At 54.9% G+C, this 18266-nt stretch carries 15 protein-coding genes, 1 tRNA gene and 1 pseudogene; 6 read left to right on the forward strand and 11 right to left on the reverse strand.

Going from position 1 to position 18266, the window contains the following annotated elements; genetic code table 11:
* Positions 1-1413, forward strand: coding sequence for a DnaA ATPase domain-containing protein (locus RSDT_RS00005; protein ID WP_096399063.1), 1413 nt, complete (start codon positions 1-3; stop codon positions 1411-1413).
* 9 nt (positions 1414-1422) lie between these two features.
* On the opposite strand, the gene RSDT_RS00010 is transcribed toward RSDT_RS00005, so the two are convergent.
* From RSDT_RS00010 to RSDT_RS00050, 9 genes are all read right to left on the reverse strand, one after another.
* Positions 1423-2202, reverse strand: a complete 780-nt coding sequence (locus RSDT_RS00010; RefSeq protein ID WP_096399064.1) for a prephenate dehydrogenase/arogenate dehydrogenase family protein — start codon at positions 2200-2202, stop codon at positions 1423-1425.
* Positions 2199-3590 carry a 3-phosphoshikimate 1-carboxyvinyltransferase gene (locus RSDT_RS00015; RefSeq protein ID WP_096399065.1) on the reverse strand — a complete coding sequence of 464 codons (1392 nt, stop codon included), beginning with the start codon at positions 3588-3590 and terminating at the stop codon, positions 2199-2201. Before RSDT_RS00015 ends, RSDT_RS00010 begins: the two co-directional genes overlap by 4 nt.
* Positions 3587-4807, reverse strand: a complete 1221-nt coding sequence (gene pheA / locus RSDT_RS00020; RefSeq protein ID WP_096399066.1) for a prephenate dehydratase — start codon at positions 4805-4807, stop codon at positions 3587-3589. The genes RSDT_RS00015 and pheA overlap by 4 nt, the downstream gene beginning before the upstream one ends.
* Positions 4808-4811: 4 nt before the next feature.
* The gene (locus tag RSDT_RS00025) at positions 4812-5795 is read right to left on the reverse strand and encodes a 3-dehydroquinate synthase II family protein (RefSeq protein ID WP_096399067.1); all 984 of its coding nucleotides are present in this window, start codon (positions 5793-5795) and stop codon (positions 4812-4814) included.
* A 1-nt stretch (position 5796) separates the two neighbouring features.
* Positions 5797-6594 carry a 2-amino-3,7-dideoxy-D-threo-hept-6-ulosonate synthase gene (locus RSDT_RS00030; protein ID WP_096399068.1) on the reverse strand — a complete coding sequence of 266 codons (798 nt, stop codon included), beginning with the start codon at positions 6592-6594 and terminating at the stop codon, positions 5797-5799.
* Between the two features lie 684 nt (positions 6595-7278).
* Entirely contained in the window at positions 7279-8748 is a 1470-nt protein-coding gene (ffh, locus tag RSDT_RS00035; protein WP_096399069.1) for a signal recognition particle protein, read from the reverse strand.
* 225 nt (positions 8749-8973) lie between these two features.
* Positions 8974-9621, reverse strand: a complete 648-nt coding sequence (locus tag RSDT_RS00040; protein ID WP_096399070.1) for a nucleotidyltransferase family protein — start codon at positions 9619-9621, stop codon at positions 8974-8976.
* Entirely contained in the window at positions 9588-10376 is a 789-nt protein-coding gene (yqeC, locus tag RSDT_RS00045) for a selenium cofactor biosynthesis protein YqeC (RefSeq protein ID WP_096399071.1), read from the reverse strand. Before yqeC ends, RSDT_RS00040 begins: the two co-directional genes overlap by 34 nt.
* Positions 10377-11023: 647 nt before the next feature.
* Positions 11024-11099, reverse strand: a tRNA-Ile gene (locus RSDT_RS00050).
* A gap of 695 nt (positions 11100-11794) precedes the next feature.
* Here RSDT_RS00050 and RSDT_RS00065 point away from each other — a divergent pair.
* From RSDT_RS00065 to RSDT_RS00080, 5 genes are all read left to right on the forward strand, one after another.
* Positions 11795-11986 (forward strand): hypothetical protein, encoded by a 192-nt coding sequence (locus tag RSDT_RS00065; RefSeq protein WP_096399074.1) that lies wholly within the window; start codon positions 11795-11797, stop codon positions 11984-11986.
* Positions 11987-11996: 10 nt separating this feature from the next.
* Complete coding sequence (locus tag RSDT_RS00070; RefSeq protein WP_096399075.1) at positions 11997-13547, forward strand: cobyrinate a,c-diamide synthase; 1551 nt, start codon at positions 11997-11999, stop codon at positions 13545-13547.
* An 8-nt stretch (positions 13548-13555) separates the two neighbouring features.
* Positions 13556-14209: a precorrin-8X methylmutase gene (locus tag RSDT_RS00075; protein ID WP_096400274.1), complete on the forward strand. Its 654-nt coding sequence runs from the start codon at positions 13556-13558 to the stop codon at positions 14207-14209.
* A gap of 436 nt (positions 14210-14645) precedes the next feature.
* Positions 14646-14789, forward strand: a complete 144-nt coding sequence (locus RSDT_RS06980) for a hypothetical protein (RefSeq protein ID WP_172414385.1) — start codon at positions 14646-14648, stop codon at positions 14787-14789.
* A complete protein-coding gene (locus RSDT_RS00080) occupies positions 14758-15087 on the forward strand; it encodes an NYN domain-containing protein (protein ID WP_408606701.1) in 330 nt (109 codons plus the stop codon). Before RSDT_RS06980 ends, RSDT_RS00080 begins: the two co-directional genes overlap by 32 nt.
* A 1140-nt stretch (positions 15088-16227) precedes the next feature.
* Here the strand turns inward: RSDT_RS00080 and RSDT_RS00085 are convergent.
* The gene (locus RSDT_RS00085) at positions 16228-16983 is read right to left on the reverse strand and encodes a TRM11 family SAM-dependent methyltransferase (RefSeq protein ID WP_172414386.1); all 756 of its coding nucleotides are present in this window, start codon (positions 16981-16983) and stop codon (positions 16228-16230) included.
* Positions 16980-17748, reverse strand: a pseudogene (locus RSDT_RS00090) (type II restriction endonuclease). The gene RSDT_RS00085 and the pseudogene RSDT_RS00090 overlap by 4 nt, the downstream one beginning before the upstream one ends.
* Between the last annotated feature and the right edge of the window lie 518 nt (positions 17749-18266).

Here is an 18266-nt window from a genome sequence, read left to right on the forward strand (position 1 = left end):
ATGCAAGATCAATGGACAAAAATTTCTGAAAATCTCAAAAAAATGCTGGATTCCGGAACTTTTAAGGTTTGGATTGTCCCGTTACGTGTTGTCGTGCAAGGGGATCGGCTTTGCATCGGCGCTCCCAACGCCTTTGTGGCGGACTGGCTGCGGCAGCGCATGCTGCTGCCCTTGCGGGAAGCTGCAGCGCCGGTGCTTGGCCTTGCGCCCGAATCTGTGGATGTGCGCATTGAAGCCGCCGGACGGGACGCCGCGGCCGGGCAAGCCGTCTCTGGCGCCGGGAAACGCTGTCCGCCTGAGGGCGGGTACGTCGGCGCGGTGCGCGCCGGGCTGCGGCAGATCTTACTGCCCCTGCCCGTTCCGGGAAGTCCTAGCAGGCCGGAGCAATGGCGATATTCCTTTGACGATTTTGAAGTGGGGGTCAGCAACAGCGTTGCCGTTGCAGCCGCCCATGACGTCTGCAACAGCGCGGGCAGCGTCCGCACCCTTTTTGTGAATTCCTCGTCCGGCCTCGGGAAAACCCATCTCTCCCACGCCGTGGGCAGGGCCATCAGTGAATCGCGTGGGAACGCGCGCGTGGGCTATCTGACGGCCGAGGAATTTGCGCGGCGTTTTGTCGCGGCCCTGCGCAGCCATGATGTGGAGTCTTTCAAGGCCCGTTTGCGCGATCTGGATGTTCTTTTGCTGGAAGACGTGCATTTTTTTCAGGGTAAGGAAAAAATGCAGGACATGGCCTTGACCGTAGTCAAAAACATTGAGGCAAAAGGCGGGCGGACTATTTTTACCTCTTCGTTTTCACCACGCGAGCTGCAGCATATTGACAGTCAGCTTGTCTCGTATTTCTGCTCCGGCATTCTCACGAGGATGGATCGCCCCTCCAAAGAAATGCGTCGCCGTCTTCTCGCGCGCAAGGCCAAAAGTTTTCAGGTGCTGCTGCCTGATGCCGTCTGTGATTTTTTGGCGTCGCGACTCAAGGGCGACATCCGCCAGTTGGAGTCCTGTCTGGAAAGCCTTATTTTTAAAGCCCGTCTGCTCAACTGCGGACTTGATCAGAAACTGGCGATGGAGGTGCTTGCCCAGTACGCCGGCGTGGAGTGCGGGCCGGCGGATATGGAGGCCATCATACGTCTTGTCTGTGAAAGTTATGGCCTAAGCGAAAATCAGCTCAACTCGCGTTCACGACGTCAAGAATGCGTGCTCGGCCGCAACACTATTTATTATCTGGCGCGCAAGCACACGGATCTTTCGCTTGAGGAAATAGGTGAAAAATTTAACCGTCGGCATTCCACGGTGATCAAGGGCATCACCTCTGTGGAGCGTGAAATTTCCAAAGAATCCACGTTGGGCCGTCAGATTGCGAAAGCCGTGCATCTTATCGAACGCAATGCCGGCCTTGGGGTCATACAGCCCTGAAACACCCGATCATATTGTATCTGAGTCTATCCGCGCATCTTTCCACCACCACTGAGCTTTTTCACACAGCAGGTCAATATCGCCACTCGCGGCCAGATTGAACATCTGGCGATACTGGTGCACGGCTTCGTGGCTGTGGGGGTTGGCCTCAAACAATCCGGCAAAAAGTCTTGCGTCTTCCGTGAGCATTTTTTTTGCCGCGTTGAGCCTGCGCCTGAATGAAGGCGTTACAAAGGGCAGCAGATCGTCTTTTTGTGCCAGCAGGGCGAAATAAGCCAGAGTCGTGATGAAGTTCATACCCTGTATGCGGGCCATGGCTTGATCGTGCCGTTGCGCGGTTGTTTCAAAAACGCGGCAACCGATGGCGTCAAAAAAGCCGTTTAGAAGCGCAATATGTTTCGGCCCGGCATTGCGGCCGGGGGTGACGGCCACGGGCAGATCTTCGTCCACAGCGGACGTCGGTCCGAATAGTGGATGGGTTCCCACAACCGGGCCTTGCCAGTGCCGCTCCATCTGCCGCATAGGCTGTTCTTTCACGGAAGTGATGTCGGCGAGCACAGCGTAGCGCGGCAAGTGACGGCATGCCCTTGTCAGGGTTGCTTCAAAAAAAGCGGCGGGCACGCAAATCAGGGCCATGTCAGCGTCCGCGCACGTTTTTTCAAGCATGTCCGGCGTAAGCGGCATATCCGCGCCTGCCGCGTCAAGTCCGGCGGCGACGGCCCTGTTGCAGAACATGGCGCCCATGCGTCCGCGCGAGCCGATGACGGCTGTCTTGCGTGGCGTTTTCATGCAATGCGGCTCCATAGCTTCCAGAAATCCGGAAAAGACTTGCGCACTACAGCGGGATCGTCAATGCGCGTCGCCATGTTCGTGTCTGACGCGCCGCAGCCGAGCAGAGCCAGCGACATGGCGATGCGGTGATCGTTGTGCGTTACCAGCGTCAGGCCGTCCACCAGACGCGGGCGCGTCGGGTGCAGACCATGGACGAGCAGACCGTCAGGCGCTTCCTCCACGCGCACGCCGGCCTTGCGCAGTTCTGTTGCCGGGGCCGTGATGCGGTCTGATTCCTTGAAACGCAGATGGGCGACATTGCTGATACGCGTGGTTCCTTGAGCAAACGCGGCCAGCGCCGCCACTGTGGGCGCGAGATCCGGGCAGGAACTCATGTCCGCATCCATGCCGTGTAGCGTTGAAGGGTAAACGGTGACGGAGTGCCCTTCAACGGCAAGGCGCGCGCCCATGTTTTTAAGAATGTCCAAAAAGGCTCGATCTCCCTGCAGCGAGTCTGTGCGCAGTCCTTCCACCCGCACAGGCACATGTCCCAGCGCGCCAGCCGCCAGCAGATAGGAGGCGTTCGACCAGTCCCCCTCCACAGTGTAGCTGCCGGCTTTGTACACGCCGGGTTTCACGGTCACGCGCAGACAGCCGGGCTGCACGGCTTGTATGGCACGCCGCTTTGCATCGTCCGTGTCCTGCCATTGGGCTTCGGCATGGGGCCGTGTCTGCACACTGAAGCGTATGTTGAAATCCTCAAGACATTGCAGGGTCAGCCCCACATAGGGCCAAGATACAGCCTTGTGCCCGCCCGGTTCCAGCGTCAGCTGCGTGCGCGCAAGCGGCGCGGCGAGCAGCAGCCCGGAAAAATACTGGCTTGAAATGTCCATGCCTATTGTGACAAGACCGTTGCACCGCGCCGGGTCAAGCCCTTGCGCTTCCAGCAGCAGCGGGGGGCAGCCCGGTGTTTGTTCAAAGCGTATGCGGGCGCCGAGGCGCGTCAAGGCGCCCGCCAGTTCCGCGATGGGGCGCTCGTGCATGCGCTGCGCGCCGTGGATGCGAAAAAATCCCCGTCCAGAGGCCAGCACGGCCGTAAGCAGGCGGCAGGTAGTGCCGGATTCATGCACATCACAGGCAAGCGGCGTGCCGTCCGCGCTGTTTCCGCGTGGCCCGGCGGCCATGCCCCTGACTTCCCATCCCGTTTTTTCTGGCAAGGCTCTCATCCCCGCGCCCGCAGCGCAAAGAATGTTACGGGTGCGCTCCAGGTCCTGACTTTCAAGGGCATTGCGCACACAGGAAACGCCGTGCGCCAGCGCCGCGCCGATCAGATACCGGTGCGACGCGGATTTGGAGGCCGGGGCCGTAACCGCAACAGCGTCGTCAGAACGCATTGTTTTTGTCATGGCGCATTGTCCCCGCAGTTGTCGTCGGACTTGTCTTTATCCGAATGCGGACGGTCAAGCTGTGGCCCTGTGGGGTAGGAGCCTAGGATGCGGAAGCTCGTGCAGACTTCGTGTAACTGTGCCAGCAGGCAGGCGTGCTGCGGGGCGGTAAGGTCGCTTTCCACATCCGCAAAAAAAACATAACGCCAGCAGTGGCCGCGCAGGGGGCGTGATTCGAGTTTGCGCATGTTGATGCCGTTTTTTGCCAGCAGTTCCAGCACGGCTGAAAGCGCACCGGCTTTGTCAGGCAGTGTGAACAGCACGGATGTTTTGTCCGCGCCGGCGCCGGCGGATGGACGGGGCACGGCCTGCCTCTGCTGCGCCGCTTTCGGCCCTATGATGACAAAGCGCGTCCAGTTGTCCTGTTCATCTTCAATGCTGCGGGCAAGGACGGCAAGGCCGGTTATGTCGGCAAGCTTGCCGTGACCTATGGCTGCCGCATTGTTTTGCGCCGCCGCGCGATGGGCTGCCGCGGCGGTAGACTCCACCGGCGCAAGACCGGCATTGGGCAAATGGGCGCGCAGCCAGCTTCCGCACTGGGCCAGCGGCTGCGGATGGGAATAGACAACGTCAATGGCGGCGATCGATCGGGCATTACTCAACAGGCAGTGTGAAATGCGTGAAAAAAGTTCCGCCTGAATAAAGACATCGTGCTTTAAAAAAAGGTCAAAGCTCACGCCCACCGTGCCTTGGAGCGAATTTTCCAGCGGCACGACGCCAAGCTCGCACCGACCGGATGTTATTTCTTCAAAAACTCGGGATATGTCGCCGCAGGGGTGAAAGCTGACCGCGTGTCCGAGATACTCCACGCCGGCAAAGTAAGAAAACGTTCCTTCAGGCCCGAGGTAGGCCACGTTTTGCGGCCGCTGCAACACACGTGAGGAGGAGAATATCTCACGCCATATCGTCCTCAGATGTTCCTCCGGCAGCGGGCCTGTATTGCTGAGAACAAGGTTGTCCATCACTTCGCGTTCACGCAGGGGGTTGAAGATGATGCCTGGCACGCTCGCCTTGATGCGGCCGACTTTAATGCTCAGGGCCGAGCGGCGGTTGAAAAGCTTCAGCAGTGCCGCGTCCGTGGCGTCAATGGCCGCGCGGATAGCGGCAAGATGGTCTGTTGGAGTGCTGCTCCCCGCGGGGATATTGCTGTGCCGGTCGTGCGCGTTCGTGGCATTCATGCCGCTATGCCTCCTGAATGTCTTCACGCACCCGCATGCCGAAATGGCGGCCCGCCGCATCTGTGCGGCAAAGCACAAGGTCACCTTCTTTCAGGCTGACAACGCTTACAGGTGTACCGTCCGGGGCGGTAAGGCGTATGGTTTCGGCATTTTGCAAAAAAACGCCGCCTGTTCTGATGCCGTCTTCGGCCTCGGCTCTCGCTTCTATCAGCAGCATGGGCCGCACTTCAATTTTAACGCGGCCCACAGTGGACAGACGGGTTTCACCCCGCGCGTTGACAATGAGTATTTCCTGCCCGGCGACAAGCTCGCTCAGATAGGTGGTTTTATCGCCGGGTAGACGAATATAGGCGTGCACGGCGCCTGCGTTAACGCGAAAGGGGCGGGCGGCTACATATTCGTTGTGCTCTGTTTCGGCGTGCACAAGAAAGGTAAAGGCACTGGAGTTGCCCGTCAGCATGCCTTCGCCGTGGCGCAACAACGAGAGCGTGTCCGCGCAGACGCGGTGCCCGAGGCCCGCCGGCGTGACGCCTGTTATCACGCAGGGCCCCAGCTTTTCCCTGCCTTGGAAGAGTTTGCACGCGGCTACAACCTCCTTGAGATCGGCCTCGGTCTCGGGCAAGACAACAACGCCGGTCACGCCGCGCTCCAGAATGCCGGACGCAAGGCGCGCTTCGTCAAGAGAGCCTGCCTCGGCGAACACCTGATTGCTCTGGGCCAGCAGATTTTCTACGGGAATGACTTCCCAGCCGCGCGCAAGGATGACGCGTTCACCCTTGCTCATGAGGGCCAGTGCGTTTTCTTCATCGCTTTTTGACTTGAGGGCGAGGAGCGTTGTTTCTTCCGCCGCCCAAACAGTGCAGCGGGCCAGCGCCGCTGTCTGCTCCACAACCCCGGATGGCACGATAAGACCGTCCACACCTGATTCCAGCGCCAGCGTCACTTGGTTTTTGCTGTAGGGAACACAGCGAAAATATATCTGCGGCATGTTATTCTCCCATTGTCGCGAGGGCGTCGTCCACGTCGGCGTCTTCATGCACGATGGCGCGCAAGGCCTTGATCAGGGCAACACGGCGGGGATGCTGAAAGACGTTGCGGCCTACGGATATGCCGGCGCCACCCGCCATGAGAGAATCGTGCACCATTTCCAGAATCTGCCGTGTGGAGTCCATGAGTTCTCCGCCCGCAATGAGCACAGGCACACAGCACGCAGCAATCACTTCGGAAAAGCTCTCCACATCGCCGGTGTAGGACACTTTGACAATATCCGCCCCGAGTTCCACGCCTACGCGTGCGCAGTGCGCCACAATTTCAGGAGCATAGCCGTTGTGTACCTGAGGGCCGCGTGCGTATATCATGGCGAGCAGCGGCATGCCCCAGCTGTCGCAGGCTTCCGCCACTTTGCCCATATCCGTGAGCATCAGACGCTCGTTAGGATCGCCCAGATTGACATGTACGGAAACGCAGTCCGCGCCCTGTTTAATGCCTTCCTCCACCGTGCCGACCAGCGTTTTTGTGTTGCCGGAGGGAGAAAGGGCCGTGGAGGCGGAAAGATGCACAATGAGGCCGATATCCTGGCCCGCGCTACGGTGGGAGCACCGCACAAGTCCCTTGTGCATGAGCACCGCATCCGCTCCGCCCAGCGCCATGTCGTTCACGGCTTGGCGCATGTCGATAAGGCCGTCCACCGCGCCTATGGTGACGCCGTGGTCCATGGGCACAATAATGGTGCGGCCGTTTTCACGGTTGATAATGCGTTCAAGACGTACTTTTTTGCCAAGATACATGCGCCCCCCTTTTCTTATGCTTTGATCTTGCCGGATGCGCCAAAAAAAGGGCCGCAGGCAGACACGCCTGCGGCCCCTTGAACTTCAGCAATAACGGATGTCAGCGAAGTCCCCCACCACAGGCTTCGGTAAAGTACGCAAAATAATACCAGCTCAGGCCGGTGGCGTACGGGGAAGCAAAGATGGGGACAGTGTTGCGCATAATCAAGTTACTCCGTATCCAAAGTGTTGTCTAACTGTTGCGTGAAAATTTGTCAACAGGAAATATTGAGAATCATTATTGCCCGGTTAAGCGACAAGAGATAATAGAGTAAATTAATTATTATTTTTTATTTTTCGTCGTTGCGGATTCAGGAGTTCTTTCAAAGTCGAGTTACCAGGCAGATTGAGTTGGACAAGCTGGAAAAGCTGTTGGATGGAGGAGCTGAATTCGCAATTTTTGATACGCCAGAATTAGCTGTATGGTCCGGCAAATTTTGTCACACTCGGGCATCGGTCACACATAACCATGCTGAAATTCCTTCCCGGAAAAAGTATGTGCGTCAGACGCAAATGCACGGGATGGGATGACAACTTTTTAACCTCGGCCCCGGCTGCCGAGTTTGTTTGATTTATTCGCTTGCCCTGCGTTTTCCTACAGTTCACTGCCGGCGGAGACAGCGGCCCTGCAAATATTTTTGCATTTCACCGTTTATTTTTTTTTCGGCGTTCTTTCTTTTTCCTTTTATTCCCACCGGACGAGCGCCCCGTGGGCAGGGCATGCTCCATGCCCGGAAATCCGGGTATCATGCCGGTGGATGGCATTGCCCCGTGCGGCAAATTCGCCATGCCGGTCAGGCCGGCCTTGCTGGCCATCATGCATTTCATCATTCTGCGCATCTGCTCAAACTGTCGCACCATCTGATTGACCTGAGCCACGGTCACGCCGGCGCCTCCGGCTATGCGCACGCGGCGGCTGCCGTTCAGCATGTCGGGATTGCAGCGTTCGGCCATGGTCATGGAATTGATAATCGCCTCCGTATGCGCCAGTTCCTTTTCCCGCATCGCGCCGCTGGCCTCGGCCAGTTTTTCCCGCAGCCCGCCGAGCCCCGGAATCATTTTTAAAATGCCATCAAGCGAACCTAACTTTTTAATACGCCGCATCTGTGTGCGAAAATCCTCCAAATCAAACGTGGCCTTTTGCATCTTGCGGGCGAGCGCCTCGGCTTCTTCAGCATTAATGGCGGACTGGGCTTTTTCCACCAGCGTCAGTACATCACCCATACCAAGAATGCGTCCGGCAATTCGGTCAGGATGAAAAATATCCATCTCAGACAGTTTTTCTCCGACACCCACAAACTTCACAGGCGTGCCCGTCACCGCGTGGATAGAAAGCGCCGCGCCGCAGCGCGCGTCGCCGTCCATCTTTGTCAGCACAACGCCTGTCAGGCCGAGACGCCCGTTAAAAGCCTCGGCCACCGTCACGGCGTCCTGACCGGTCATGGCGTCGGCCACAAAAAGAATTTCCTGCGGGCTGACAGCCGCCTTGATGGCGGAGAGCTCTTCCATCAGGGTTTCGTCCACATGCAGGCGACCGGCCGTATCCAGCAGCAGCACCGTGGCCTGAATATCCTCGCCGCGGGCTTTTTCCATCGCGGCAAGCGCTATCTCCACGGGATTCATGTCTATGCTGGAGGGAAAAGAAGGTATGTCAAGCTGCTTTGCCAGCACCGCAAGCTGTTCGATGGCCGCCGGACGGTACACGTCCGCGGGCACGAGGTAAGGGCGCAATTTCTGCTTGCGCAGTAGGTTGGCAATTTTTGCAGCCGACGTTGTTTTGCCTGATCCCTGCAAACCAACGAGCATTATCACCGCGGGCTGACGGCCCTGCAGGTTGAGCCTTGCCGTTTCTCCGCCAAGCAGCGCGACGAGCTCGCCATGAACAATTTTGACAACCTGCCGGGCAGGGTTGACGCCCTTGATCATCTCCTGCCCAAGGCATTGTTCACGCACGCGCTCCACAAAGTCCTTGACAACCATGAAATTGACGTCCGCTTCCAGCAGCGCAAGCCGCACTTCGCGCAGGCCGCCCTGTACGTTTTCTTCAACCAGGCGGCCGCCCCTGCCGAAGGAGCGGAATACGCCGGAAAGTCTGTCAGAGAGTCTCTCGAACATCAAAACCCCGAATCAGCCCGTAATCCGTAATAGGCGCAACAACGATATTGCAGACAATTTTTGCAACACTTTCCGAACGACAGCACCTAGGAGAGGCGGCATTCATAGGCTGTTTGCGCCGCCGCGTCAAGTCGCGCGACGGCGAAAAAAATGACAGGAGCCTGACGCAATGCGGTGCGCGTTCGTCTTCTGCGTCGGGGGAGACGTCAGGCATGTTGAAAGACTTCAGGGCAGCGCGGCATAATCTTCCGGGCTGTCTATGTCGCGAATGACGCCCTCGTCGCTGACGGGCAGGAACAGAAGATCTTCTCCGAGAGACGGCAGCAGCGTTCGCGCCCCGGCGTCTCCGCGCAGGGTGAAGAGAGCGGGGAAGAGAAGGGGGGAGAGAATAACGGGATTCCCGCGTTGTCCCTGATATGTGGGCACGGTGGCGGCATGGCGCCTGTTGCGGGCGCATGCTTCGCCGTGGGCGGAGTGTAGCAGGCGCAGGGTTTCCTCCCGCACAAGGGGCATGTCACCGAGCAGAATGAGCACGCCCCGTACCAGGTCGGCGCCCGGCATGTCCAGTAGTGCCCTAATGCCGCACTGAAGCGATGTGCTCTGCTCTTCCTGCCAGTCGGGATTGTGCGCCACGCGCAAGGGGAAAGGCGTATCACGCGAAAAAGTGCTTTTCAGCGTCCGCCGCAGCGCCGGAGCCTGACACCCCGTCACAACAACAGCGAACTGCATACCCGGCGTATTGAGAATTTTTTCCAGCGCGTGAACGATGAGGGCCTTCCCCCTCCATGGCAGCAAAAGCTTGCCCCCGCCGAGGCGTGTGCCGGCACCTGCGGCGAGAATCAGGCCGGCCTGTCTGGAAGAAGCTTGCGGCATTTTGTCTGCTCCGTGCGGGCGGAACCCAGGTAGACGGCATGGAGGAAGGCGGCGTTGCGGGAGAAAACGGCTTCGGCCAAGGCGTCGCCCTTTTTAAGGGCGACGGGCAGATCGCTCTGATTGCAGAAAAGCAGACGCGCGGATGAATCCGGGCTGTTTTTGAACAAGCCTTCGGGATGGAGCACAAGTGTCGCCACGGCTTCAGGGCTTATGTGTTCGCCGGGGGCAAGACCCGTGACGGCGGTGAAGCGCTCCGTCCGGAACACCGTTTCCGGAGTAAAAGGCTGTGAAAGGCCGCACAGGCCGATGACGCCGATGACGACGTTTGTTTCTGCCGGAATAACCGGTTCGTGCGGGGCGGGCGCCTTCAGAGGCCTGCCGGCGGCGCCGTCCGCTTCAACAATGATCCAGATCCCTGCTCCGCGCCTGAATAAGGCGTCCACTTCAGCGCCGCTGTACCCGTAAACCTTGTGCGGATCGCCCCCAGGAGGGCAGGGTCGAGCGGCGAACAGAGCTCCTTCGCGGGGCATGGAGAGAACAGCGGGATCGGACGCAAACACCGCGCAAAGTTTTGCCGCGGGTTGCGGACGGTGCATTTTCGTGGTGGTGGTGCACAGCACCTTGTTTCTGGCTTTCGCTATGCCGGCGCCCAGGGCATAAAGCAGGGTCGTCTTCCCGCCGCCGCCGGTGAGGCAGACAATGCCGGGGCCGAGAGCTTCAAGCTCCTTTTGGAGAGAGACGGTTTCGCGGTGCATGTGAAGTTCCTTTCAATCAGCAATAAACGCAGGCCGGGAGCAGCCCCGGCCTGACTGCGCGGTAGGGTCGACGACAAACAGCAATGCACTGAATCGAAACGCCTGCCGCCTTGTCATCAAGGGATGAGGCGAAATGGCTTCTTCGGCGTGACTGTACCGGGCGGAAATACGCGAAATTTTGATTCTGGCAATACCTGCCCAGTCTGTGCACCGCACGCTAAACTTCAGCGAGACCGTATACGAAGGTTAACAACAGGCGGGGAAGATTTTATGACTCAGGCTGCTGACAAAGTCTCTGTTTTTACCCGACAGGGACTTTTTTTTATGTCGTGCCCAGCTAAGTAGTCAAAAATCTGCTAAAAGCCAAGTATGCAAAGCGTTCAAGAATTTTAGAGGTCAAAATCTGACGAATTATCAGACTTTTTGCTGTCGATCCGGACGCTTTGCAAATTGACGAACTTGTTTTACCCCTTTTGGCAAATATTTCGGTACCAGGTCTGTTGCTGACAACATAAATTTTTTTGCAAATACCCAAGATATACGCTTGCAGTACAGCACCATAACAGGCTGTCCAATCTTAAAGGTGTTTTTCGTTTCCGCACGTACAGCGGCCTTGACGGCTTTTTATGTCCATTTGGACTTAATTTTGGTGGGCCCACCAGGACTTGAACCTGGAACCAGCCGGTTATGAGCCGGAAGCTCTGCCAATTGAGCTATGGGCCCGGCAAGATGTTATTCTATACGCACACAAGCGCGGTGGTCAAGCCTTGCTCTCCCGATTTCTTTCAGGTATTTCAGTACGTCATATACATGGTCAAGAATGTGCGTCAGCGTCGGGATGCACTTGTCCCCCAATGCCTGCCGAGCAGATTCACGAAAAAGGCAGCGTGATTAGCGTTACAGTGGCGAGCAGCAATGTGTTCAACCCTTGCCCGCCCGGCTGGCAAAAGGACTTCGGCGTGTTCCGTGACTTGCACAATCATAGTGAAAGCTGGGCACGGCCGGACGACCCTGCCCGCGCCGCATTACGAAAGTTAAATGTGGCTATTTTTCTGATGTATTTCAAATTGTTATCTGCCACCCCCATTCCATTTGTGAGGTATTGCTGTATTTTTTTAGTGTCTATACGCAACTGTTACACGATTTGCTGAAATACTTGATGAGGAAACAGGTGGGAGAGGCAATAGGGCACCTCATATCACCGAGGTATCCGGCGAACCTTGACATGCTGCACAGAAAGACGGTTTACTATAAAAAAGCTTGGTCGCGTGGCTGGTGGAACGGGCCGGCAATCCAGTCAAACGGCTACCCAGCATGTATACTTAGAATAAGCAGGCTGTCCGACGGTCTAACCGCCCGCGATATGCGCGCTGCTTTGGAGCACGTCCACACAAGAGCGTTATGTGCAAGGAGAAGATATGAATTATTTGATTGTGGAAGGTTTTTCCGGGCCGACGCCCTTTATTTTTCCGCGTCGTCTGGGCCGCAATGACATGCGCGGGCAGCTGCCTTATGGGCAGATTTTTTTCGGCGGCAACGCCGAACTGGGCGTCAAGGCACGGCCGGAAGAAGATGCGGCGTTTATCGCACATGTCCTGCGCGTGCGCTGATAAGGGAGGGATGGAAAGTACTGCGCCGGCGGGGGGCATCCCCGCGCTGCTTATCGGCGGGACAGCCAGCGGGGCCGGCAAAACAACAACGACGCTGGCTCTGCTTTGTGCTTTGAAAGCCAGGGGGTTTGCTGTTGCGGCGGCAAAAGCGGGGCCGGATTTTATTGACGCGGGTTTTCACGCGGCCGTAAGCGGAACTCCTGTCGCCAATCTGGATGTTTGGATGAGCCGAGGGGCAAAACCCGGCGTGGATCACCGCCGTGCTTCGGCTGGGCTTGTTCGTGTTGTTTCCCGAATTGACGCGTTGCGGCCTGACATAATGATGGTGGAAGGCGCTATGGGCTTGTATGACGGAGCGGCAAACGGCATCGGATCCACGGCGCATCTGGCGGCTTTGCTTGATCTGCCTGTGTTGTTGTTGCTCAACGCCGGCGGGCTGGGGCAGTCTGTCGCCGCGCTGGCCGAAGGTTTTTTGCGCCACCGCCCGGCATGGAACAATGGGAGGGGTATCGCCTTCGCTGGCCTTGTGTGCACGCATGTCGGCGGCGAGAAACACAAAAAACTGCTGCGCTCCGCTCTGGCCGTTGTGGAACGTGAGATGCGGGTTCCCCTGATCGGCCTGTTGCCACGCGCAGGCGCGCCGCGCTTGCAGTCACGCCATTTGGGACTTGTACAGGCATATGAAGCGGCGGCGTTGCCGAATCAAAAGGCTTTGGCCGACTGGCTGGAAATCCATTGTGATGTGGGCGCGTTGCTTAGGCGTATCGGCGTGCCGCAAAAGCGCAAAGCAGCGGGTGCGTGTGCCGCCCGCCACCAAGATGCAGTTGCGGATGTTGTACAGGATTGTCCTGTGGCGCGCGGGCATGGTTCCGCAAGTCCACAATACTTTTTTGTTTCAGCCGCGCGGCGTGGTACAATCCGCAGGAGGCGAAAAATAGGCATAGCGTGGGACGAGGCTTTCAGTTTTTGCTATGCGGATCTGCCGGCACTGCTTGCAGAACTCGGTGCAGAAACAATTTTTTTTTCGCCGCTCAAGGACGTTGCGCCGCCGGAATGCGACGGGCTGTATTTCCCCGGCGGCTATCCTGAACTGCACGCGCGCGAACTGGCCGCCAATACGGCCATGTTCGCTGCGTTGCGGGCGCTGGCGGTCCGCAACCTGCCAGTGTACGGCGAGTGCGGGGGATATATATATCTCATGCGCGGTCTGCGCCATGCAGATACAGACTACGCCATGGCTGGCCTTTTGCCCGTCCATTGCATTATGGACGGGCGAAAGGCCGCCCTGGGCTACCGCGCTGTGCTTGCTCATCCGGACTGGCTGCTTGCAGCGCGGTGCGGTCGACCGTTGTGGTCGCGCGGACATGAGTTTCACTACGGCCGTCTTGCCGATGCTGCGTTGCCGCCGGGCTGCGCCCCGCTGTGGCTGTTGTACGACAGCCAGAGTGTGCTCTTGGGGCAGGAAGGCTGCCGCTACGGGAGCGTTATCGGTTCATGGGTGCATTTGTGCCCCGAGGGCGCGCGGCGTTTCTGGCAAATATGGTTGCACGGAGAATTGTGACAAACGCAATGCAACTCGATCCGGCAACGACGCCGGAAGAAATTGAAGCACGCTCTTGTGCGATTATTGATGCTGAAATTTCCGAACCGCGTCCTTTTTCCGGTCTGCTCTGGCCGGTGGCGCGACGTTGTGTCCACACGCTGGGCGACACTACCATTGTTGCGGACTTGCGACTGAGCTCCCTAGGGCTTGCAGCCGGCGTAGCGGCGTTGTCCCGCGGGTGCACTGTCTACACAGACACGTGCATGGCCGCCGCCGGATTGCCCTTGCGCCGCATGCGGCCTCTCGGCGTTACCGTGACGCCGTTGATGGCCCTGCCGGATCTGGAAATCGTCGCCCGGCGGCGTGGCGTCACAAAATCCCGCGCCGCGGTGGAGGTAATGGCAGAGAGGTTTGAAGGGCAGATTGTGGTTATCGGCAACGCGCCCACAGCCCTGATGGTCCTGATGGACGTGCTTGCGCAAGGCACGCCCGCACCCGCGCTGATTGTAGGCATGCCCGTGGGTTTTGTGAACGCGGCACAGTCAAAGGCACTGCTGAACAAAAGCCCATGGCCGCACTTTACCCTGCTCGGGCGCAAAGGCGGGTCAGCCGTGGCGGCCGCCTGCGTCAACGCCCTTGCGGAGATGGCTCTTGCGGGCATTCGTCCGCTGCAGCAGTAGCAATGTCGGCATTGCCGTTAAGGGGAAAATTTTTTGAAAGATGGAGACAGATATTGACAGATATAAAAAAACAACTATAACCTCAACACAAGACATGACGAAAACGGTCTGCCTTTTTTGTTCGCTATAACCAGACCTTGATTAGTACGAATGGAACCAATAAACCGCCATTCTGAACATCAAGGTCAATTTTTTTATGGGGAAATTATGCGTAAGGTAGCTTTTTTTGTTGATGGGAATTTTATGTTCCGCCAAGTGTCTTTTTCAAGTCCTTTTTTTCGACGGAAATGGCATACGGGAATATTGTAAGCGGCACATAAAGACCAACGAAGAGATATACCGTATTTTTTACTATGACGCACCACCGCTTGACAGGATAAGTCAAACTCCCTTTGGGGAGACGAGGGACATGGGGGATACAGCAACTGCAACCCGTATGAAAAAATTGCTTGAGTCTATACGCGAAACTCCTGAAATGGCGCTTCGCCTCGGAAAAGTGGCATGGCAAAACGACTGGCAGCTTAAAGAGGCGGTGCTGAAAAAAACTCGTGGAGACAAAAAATGCTTCAACCTTGAATGACAATGATTTTTACCCGAGCATAAGACAAAAGGCCGTCGATATGAAAATCGGCCTTGATATCGCTACAATTACATATAAGAAGCTGGCTGATCGGATTGTACTTATTGCTGGCGATTTTGATTTTACCCCTGCCGCAAAACTCGCCAGAACAGAGGGAATGCATGTCTCTGACCCTTTTGGTAAAAAAGTGCCTGATGATCTGCTTGAGCATATTATTGATGTGATGTGTACACATTTAGACCCTGATAAACCTGAGGACGTAAAAGCCGTCCCAAAAACATTTTTTTGTTCCATGTAAAAAGGCATTAATTCCTTGCTATTCATCTGATTAAATCCGACAGACCGATTAATTTTTCAGTGGCATATTAAGGCGGGCGTTTGGTGTGCAATGACGGCACGGTGACATCCTGATCCCCTGTCTCTCTAGCGGGGGCTTTTTCTTTGTGGGGGCTATAAGTGGCCTCCCCTATGTGGTAGCAAGGTGGTACAGGAGTGGTACTGGTGACACTGTGCGCAAAAAACGGCTTGCGGTGAATTTACGCACCGCAGCCGGTCTAGGTAGTCTGCTTATTGTAAGCATAACATATTGATTTATAAGTAAATATCATTGATGTCCTGTTGAAGCGCACAGCCATGGAACAACCTTGCGTTTACGCCGCATCGGCTACCGGGATCCAGAAAACGGCAAGCACTATGAGTTCTTGACCAATCACTTCCGTCTTGTGTCCAAAACCATCGTGGATATTTACAAAGAGCGCTAGCAGATTGAGATTTTTTTCAGGGAAATCAAACAAAATCTGTCTATCAAAAGTTTTGTCGGTAACTCTGAAAACTCCGTCCTCATCCAGATTTATACAGCCCTTACGGTTTATCTGCTCTTGGCTTACCAGAAATTTTGCAGCCGCCTCGGGCTTTCAATCCAGCAGCTTTTTCAACTCATCCAGTTTAATCTCCTCGGAAATGCCTCTCTGGATGAACTTCTGAATCCTCGGCGACGAAAAATCAAAAATGACAATTAATTTAGCCTATTATCACAGAAAACTTAACCGGACAGCAATGAGTAAATATATATAAATATTTTTGCAAAAATCCCTAAAATAGACCCGCTATTAAGAGCGGCTGGCAAAAGACGGCAAGACACCGATTTAGACAATACTCTGACTTGCGATTGCGTCCTCTGTCCAGTTATAGCGGAAGATACAGGGATTTTCCAGCAGGACTGTTTTCTCAATTATGTGGAAAACTCCGAAGAAGACGGGAGCGATTGACGCTATCGTGAAAATTCATACTGGCAAGCAATGTCTGTGGATAGCCATAGACCTATTTGCCGCTTGTTAGGGTAGAACCCTCTCAATCCTGCGGAGTTAAGCCCGCTTTGCCGTCTGCTGCGCCGCTTCGCGGCTAAGAATATTTTATCTAGCAGCAAAAATTGAAAGTATTAATTTTTGACTGTCGAATCTTTACGAAAAACAAAAAGGTATTCGTGCGCGAGAAGCAGAAAATTATATTTCACGCTATTCGTTTTCCAATAGCCTGTTGCTTTGCAGTTATGTTGCTTCTTGATGATAATTTCTTTGGCTGTAAATCCCGCAGTCTCAAAAATTTTCATCACGTCAAAACTCATCGGAGTAACACAGCCTTTTTTGCGAGTATCGCCCATTAAAATAGCGCAAAATTTTCCCGGCTTCAGTACACGAAAGTACTCTGCCGCGACTGAATTCATTTCTTCAAGAAATTGCTTGACCGGGAAGCGTGATAAATCATAGTCAATATCTTCGCTGTAATGGATTATATCGGCATAAGGTGGATGAGTGCAAATAAAATCAACACTCTCGTTTGGAACAAAACCAAGTTGCCGAGCATCGCCCTGCTTGGTGTAAACCTGTCCGGCGTTTTCGTACTCAAACGCCGTTTTCTCGCAACAACGCTCAAGTGCGGCTGGATTGACGTCCACGCCGAGTACATTACGATTGAGTAGTTTTGCCTCGACTAAAGTCGTTCCACCACCCGCAAATTGGTCAAGCACAAAATCGCCCTCTTGCGAATAACGCAAGAGCAAATTGCGTGGTATGTAAGGCGACCAGTTCCCACGCCATTTTGCATCGTGTGTTGCCCAGGTGCCGCGCTCAGGGAAAGACCAAACCGTAGTCATTTCAAGTTCAAAATTATCCGGTTCCCATTTCGTGATCTTCATATAAATATTCGGCTCATCACACCGCTTTCAAGATCGTCGATGTTGTAACTATGCTCCATAACGTCAAAAGTTTCTTTAAGATTGTGACGTGCGTCGCGCCACCCTTGCCCATCTGTGAACCACACAAACGCAAAGCCTTGGATGTCGCGGGATTCAATCGCAATCGTCTTATAACTCCGTGCCGTTTCGTTCAGCTTAGAACCAGAACTACTGTAAAAATTTGTTTCGATTCCGTAAATGCAAGCCGCCGTTTTCACAACAAAATCAAAGCGTTTTACAGTCTTGCCCTCGTTGCTCAAAGCCGAAAGACTGATACCCCATTTTGCTTCAATATCGCTGATTCGTATTTCCTTGAAATAAGTATCGTCTTTTACGAACCCGTACTTTTGCAAGTACGATTCCACTAAGTTCTCCATAAGATGACCGCCGCGATTCTTGCGTCCGTTGCTGTCAAGTCCGGTCTCAATGCCAGTTGCGTAATCAACAAGACTGCTCAGTACGCGCTGCTTAAGTAAATCGAACAATCCCGTCTTACGCATAAACATCTTGTAGTTGTCAACGGTGTAGTTCATCTCGCGGGAATGAGAATCGAAATTCGTCATCGCCGTCAATCGCATATATCTCGCTCTCACGCACGGCAAGCAATAGCGGAACGCACTTAAGGCACTCTGGATATTTTGTAATCAAACTCTCAAATTCGTTTTCAACATTCGTTGAGCCGAGTAGCGAATTGAGGATATTCAGCTCAACCTTAATCGCGTCCACGTTACGGTGGACTTTCTCAAAATCAACGTAATATCCATTTAAATCCGATGAACCAGTTTGTAAAATTACGCGTCATTGGCGGTATCCTCCTGTGCAAGTATAGATTGCTCTTTGTTGAGGACGATCTCCAGTCTTGACTCGAAATATTCTTTATGAAGGACTCTTTTATACTGCATAATTTGCTGCATATAGTTCCAATATCCAAAGTGATTACAAAGAGCCTCAACATCTTCGCTGTCAATTCTTTCAAGATCCCGCGCATTGTTTCGGGTGTTCAATATATTCCGAAGAACTAAAAATGGCATTAAGGTGTTCGGTTTTTGTCGAGAGGGCCAATATTTTTTCTTGTATGCCAATAGCCCGATTTGGCGGATAATGGAAAATATGTTTGTAGAGTCCCTTAATTGGTCACCTGAATTGGCAAAATCAAGAAATTCACGTAATGAAGTTAGCGCGGTATTTCGTTTTTGCCACGCTTCTTTTTCGAGTTGTCAAACTCTCTGAAGCGAGATCATAGG

Source organism: Candidatus Desulfovibrio trichonymphae (genome assembly GCF_002355955.1).
Classification (GTDB): Bacteria; Desulfobacterota; Desulfovibrionia; order Desulfovibrionales; family Desulfovibrionaceae; genus Desulfovibrio; species Desulfovibrio trichonymphae.

Excerpts from the sequence above, each read along its gene's own strand:
- RSDT_RS00085 (WP_172414386.1), bottom strand. The coding sequence starts at position 16,983 with ATGAAGATCACGAAATGGGAACCGGATAATTTTGAACTTGAAATGACT.
- ffh (WP_096399069.1), bottom strand. The coding sequence starts at position 8,748 with ATGTTCGAGAGACTCTCTGACAGACTTTCCGGCGTATTCCGCTCCTTC.
- RSDT_RS06980 (WP_172414385.1), top strand. The coding sequence starts at position 14,646 with ATGAAAAAATTGCTTGAGTCTATACGCGAAACTCCTGAAATGGCGCTT.
- RSDT_RS00065 (WP_096399074.1), top strand. The coding sequence starts at position 11,795 with ATGAATTATTTGATTGTGGAAGGTTTTTCCGGGCCGACGCCCTTTATT.
- RSDT_RS00070 (WP_096399075.1), top strand. The coding sequence starts at position 11,997 with ATGGAAAGTACTGCGCCGGCGGGGGGCATCCCCGCGCTGCTTATCGGC.
- yqeC (WP_096399071.1), bottom strand. The coding sequence starts at position 10,376 with ATGCACCGCGAAACCGTCTCTCTCCAAAAGGAGCTTGAAGCTCTCGGC.
- RSDT_RS00005 (WP_096399063.1), top strand. The coding sequence starts at position 1 with ATGCAAGATCAATGGACAAAAATTTCTGAAAATCTCAAAAAAATGCTG.
- pheA (WP_096399066.1), bottom strand. The coding sequence starts at position 4,807 with ATGAATGCCACGAACGCGCACGACCGGCACAGCAATATCCCCGCGGGG.
- RSDT_RS00040 (WP_096399070.1), bottom strand. The coding sequence starts at position 9,621 with ATGCCGCAAGCTTCTTCCAGACAGGCCGGCCTGATTCTCGCCGCAGGT.
- RSDT_RS00025 (WP_096399067.1), bottom strand. The coding sequence starts at position 5,795 with ATGCCGCAGATATATTTTCGCTGTGTTCCCTACAGCAAAAACCAAGTG.
- RSDT_RS00015 (WP_096399065.1), bottom strand. The coding sequence starts at position 3,590 with ATGACAAAAACAATGCGTTCTGACGACGCTGTTGCGGTTACGGCCCCG.
- RSDT_RS00010 (WP_096399064.1), bottom strand. The coding sequence starts at position 2,202 with ATGAAAACGCCACGCAAGACAGCCGTCATCGGCTCGCGCGGACGCATG.
- RSDT_RS00030 (WP_096399068.1), bottom strand. The coding sequence starts at position 6,594 with ATGTATCTTGGCAAAAAAGTACGTCTTGAACGCATTATCAACCGTGAA.
- RSDT_RS00075 (WP_096400274.1), top strand. The coding sequence starts at position 13,556 with ATGCAACTCGATCCGGCAACGACGCCGGAAGAAATTGAAGCACGCTCT.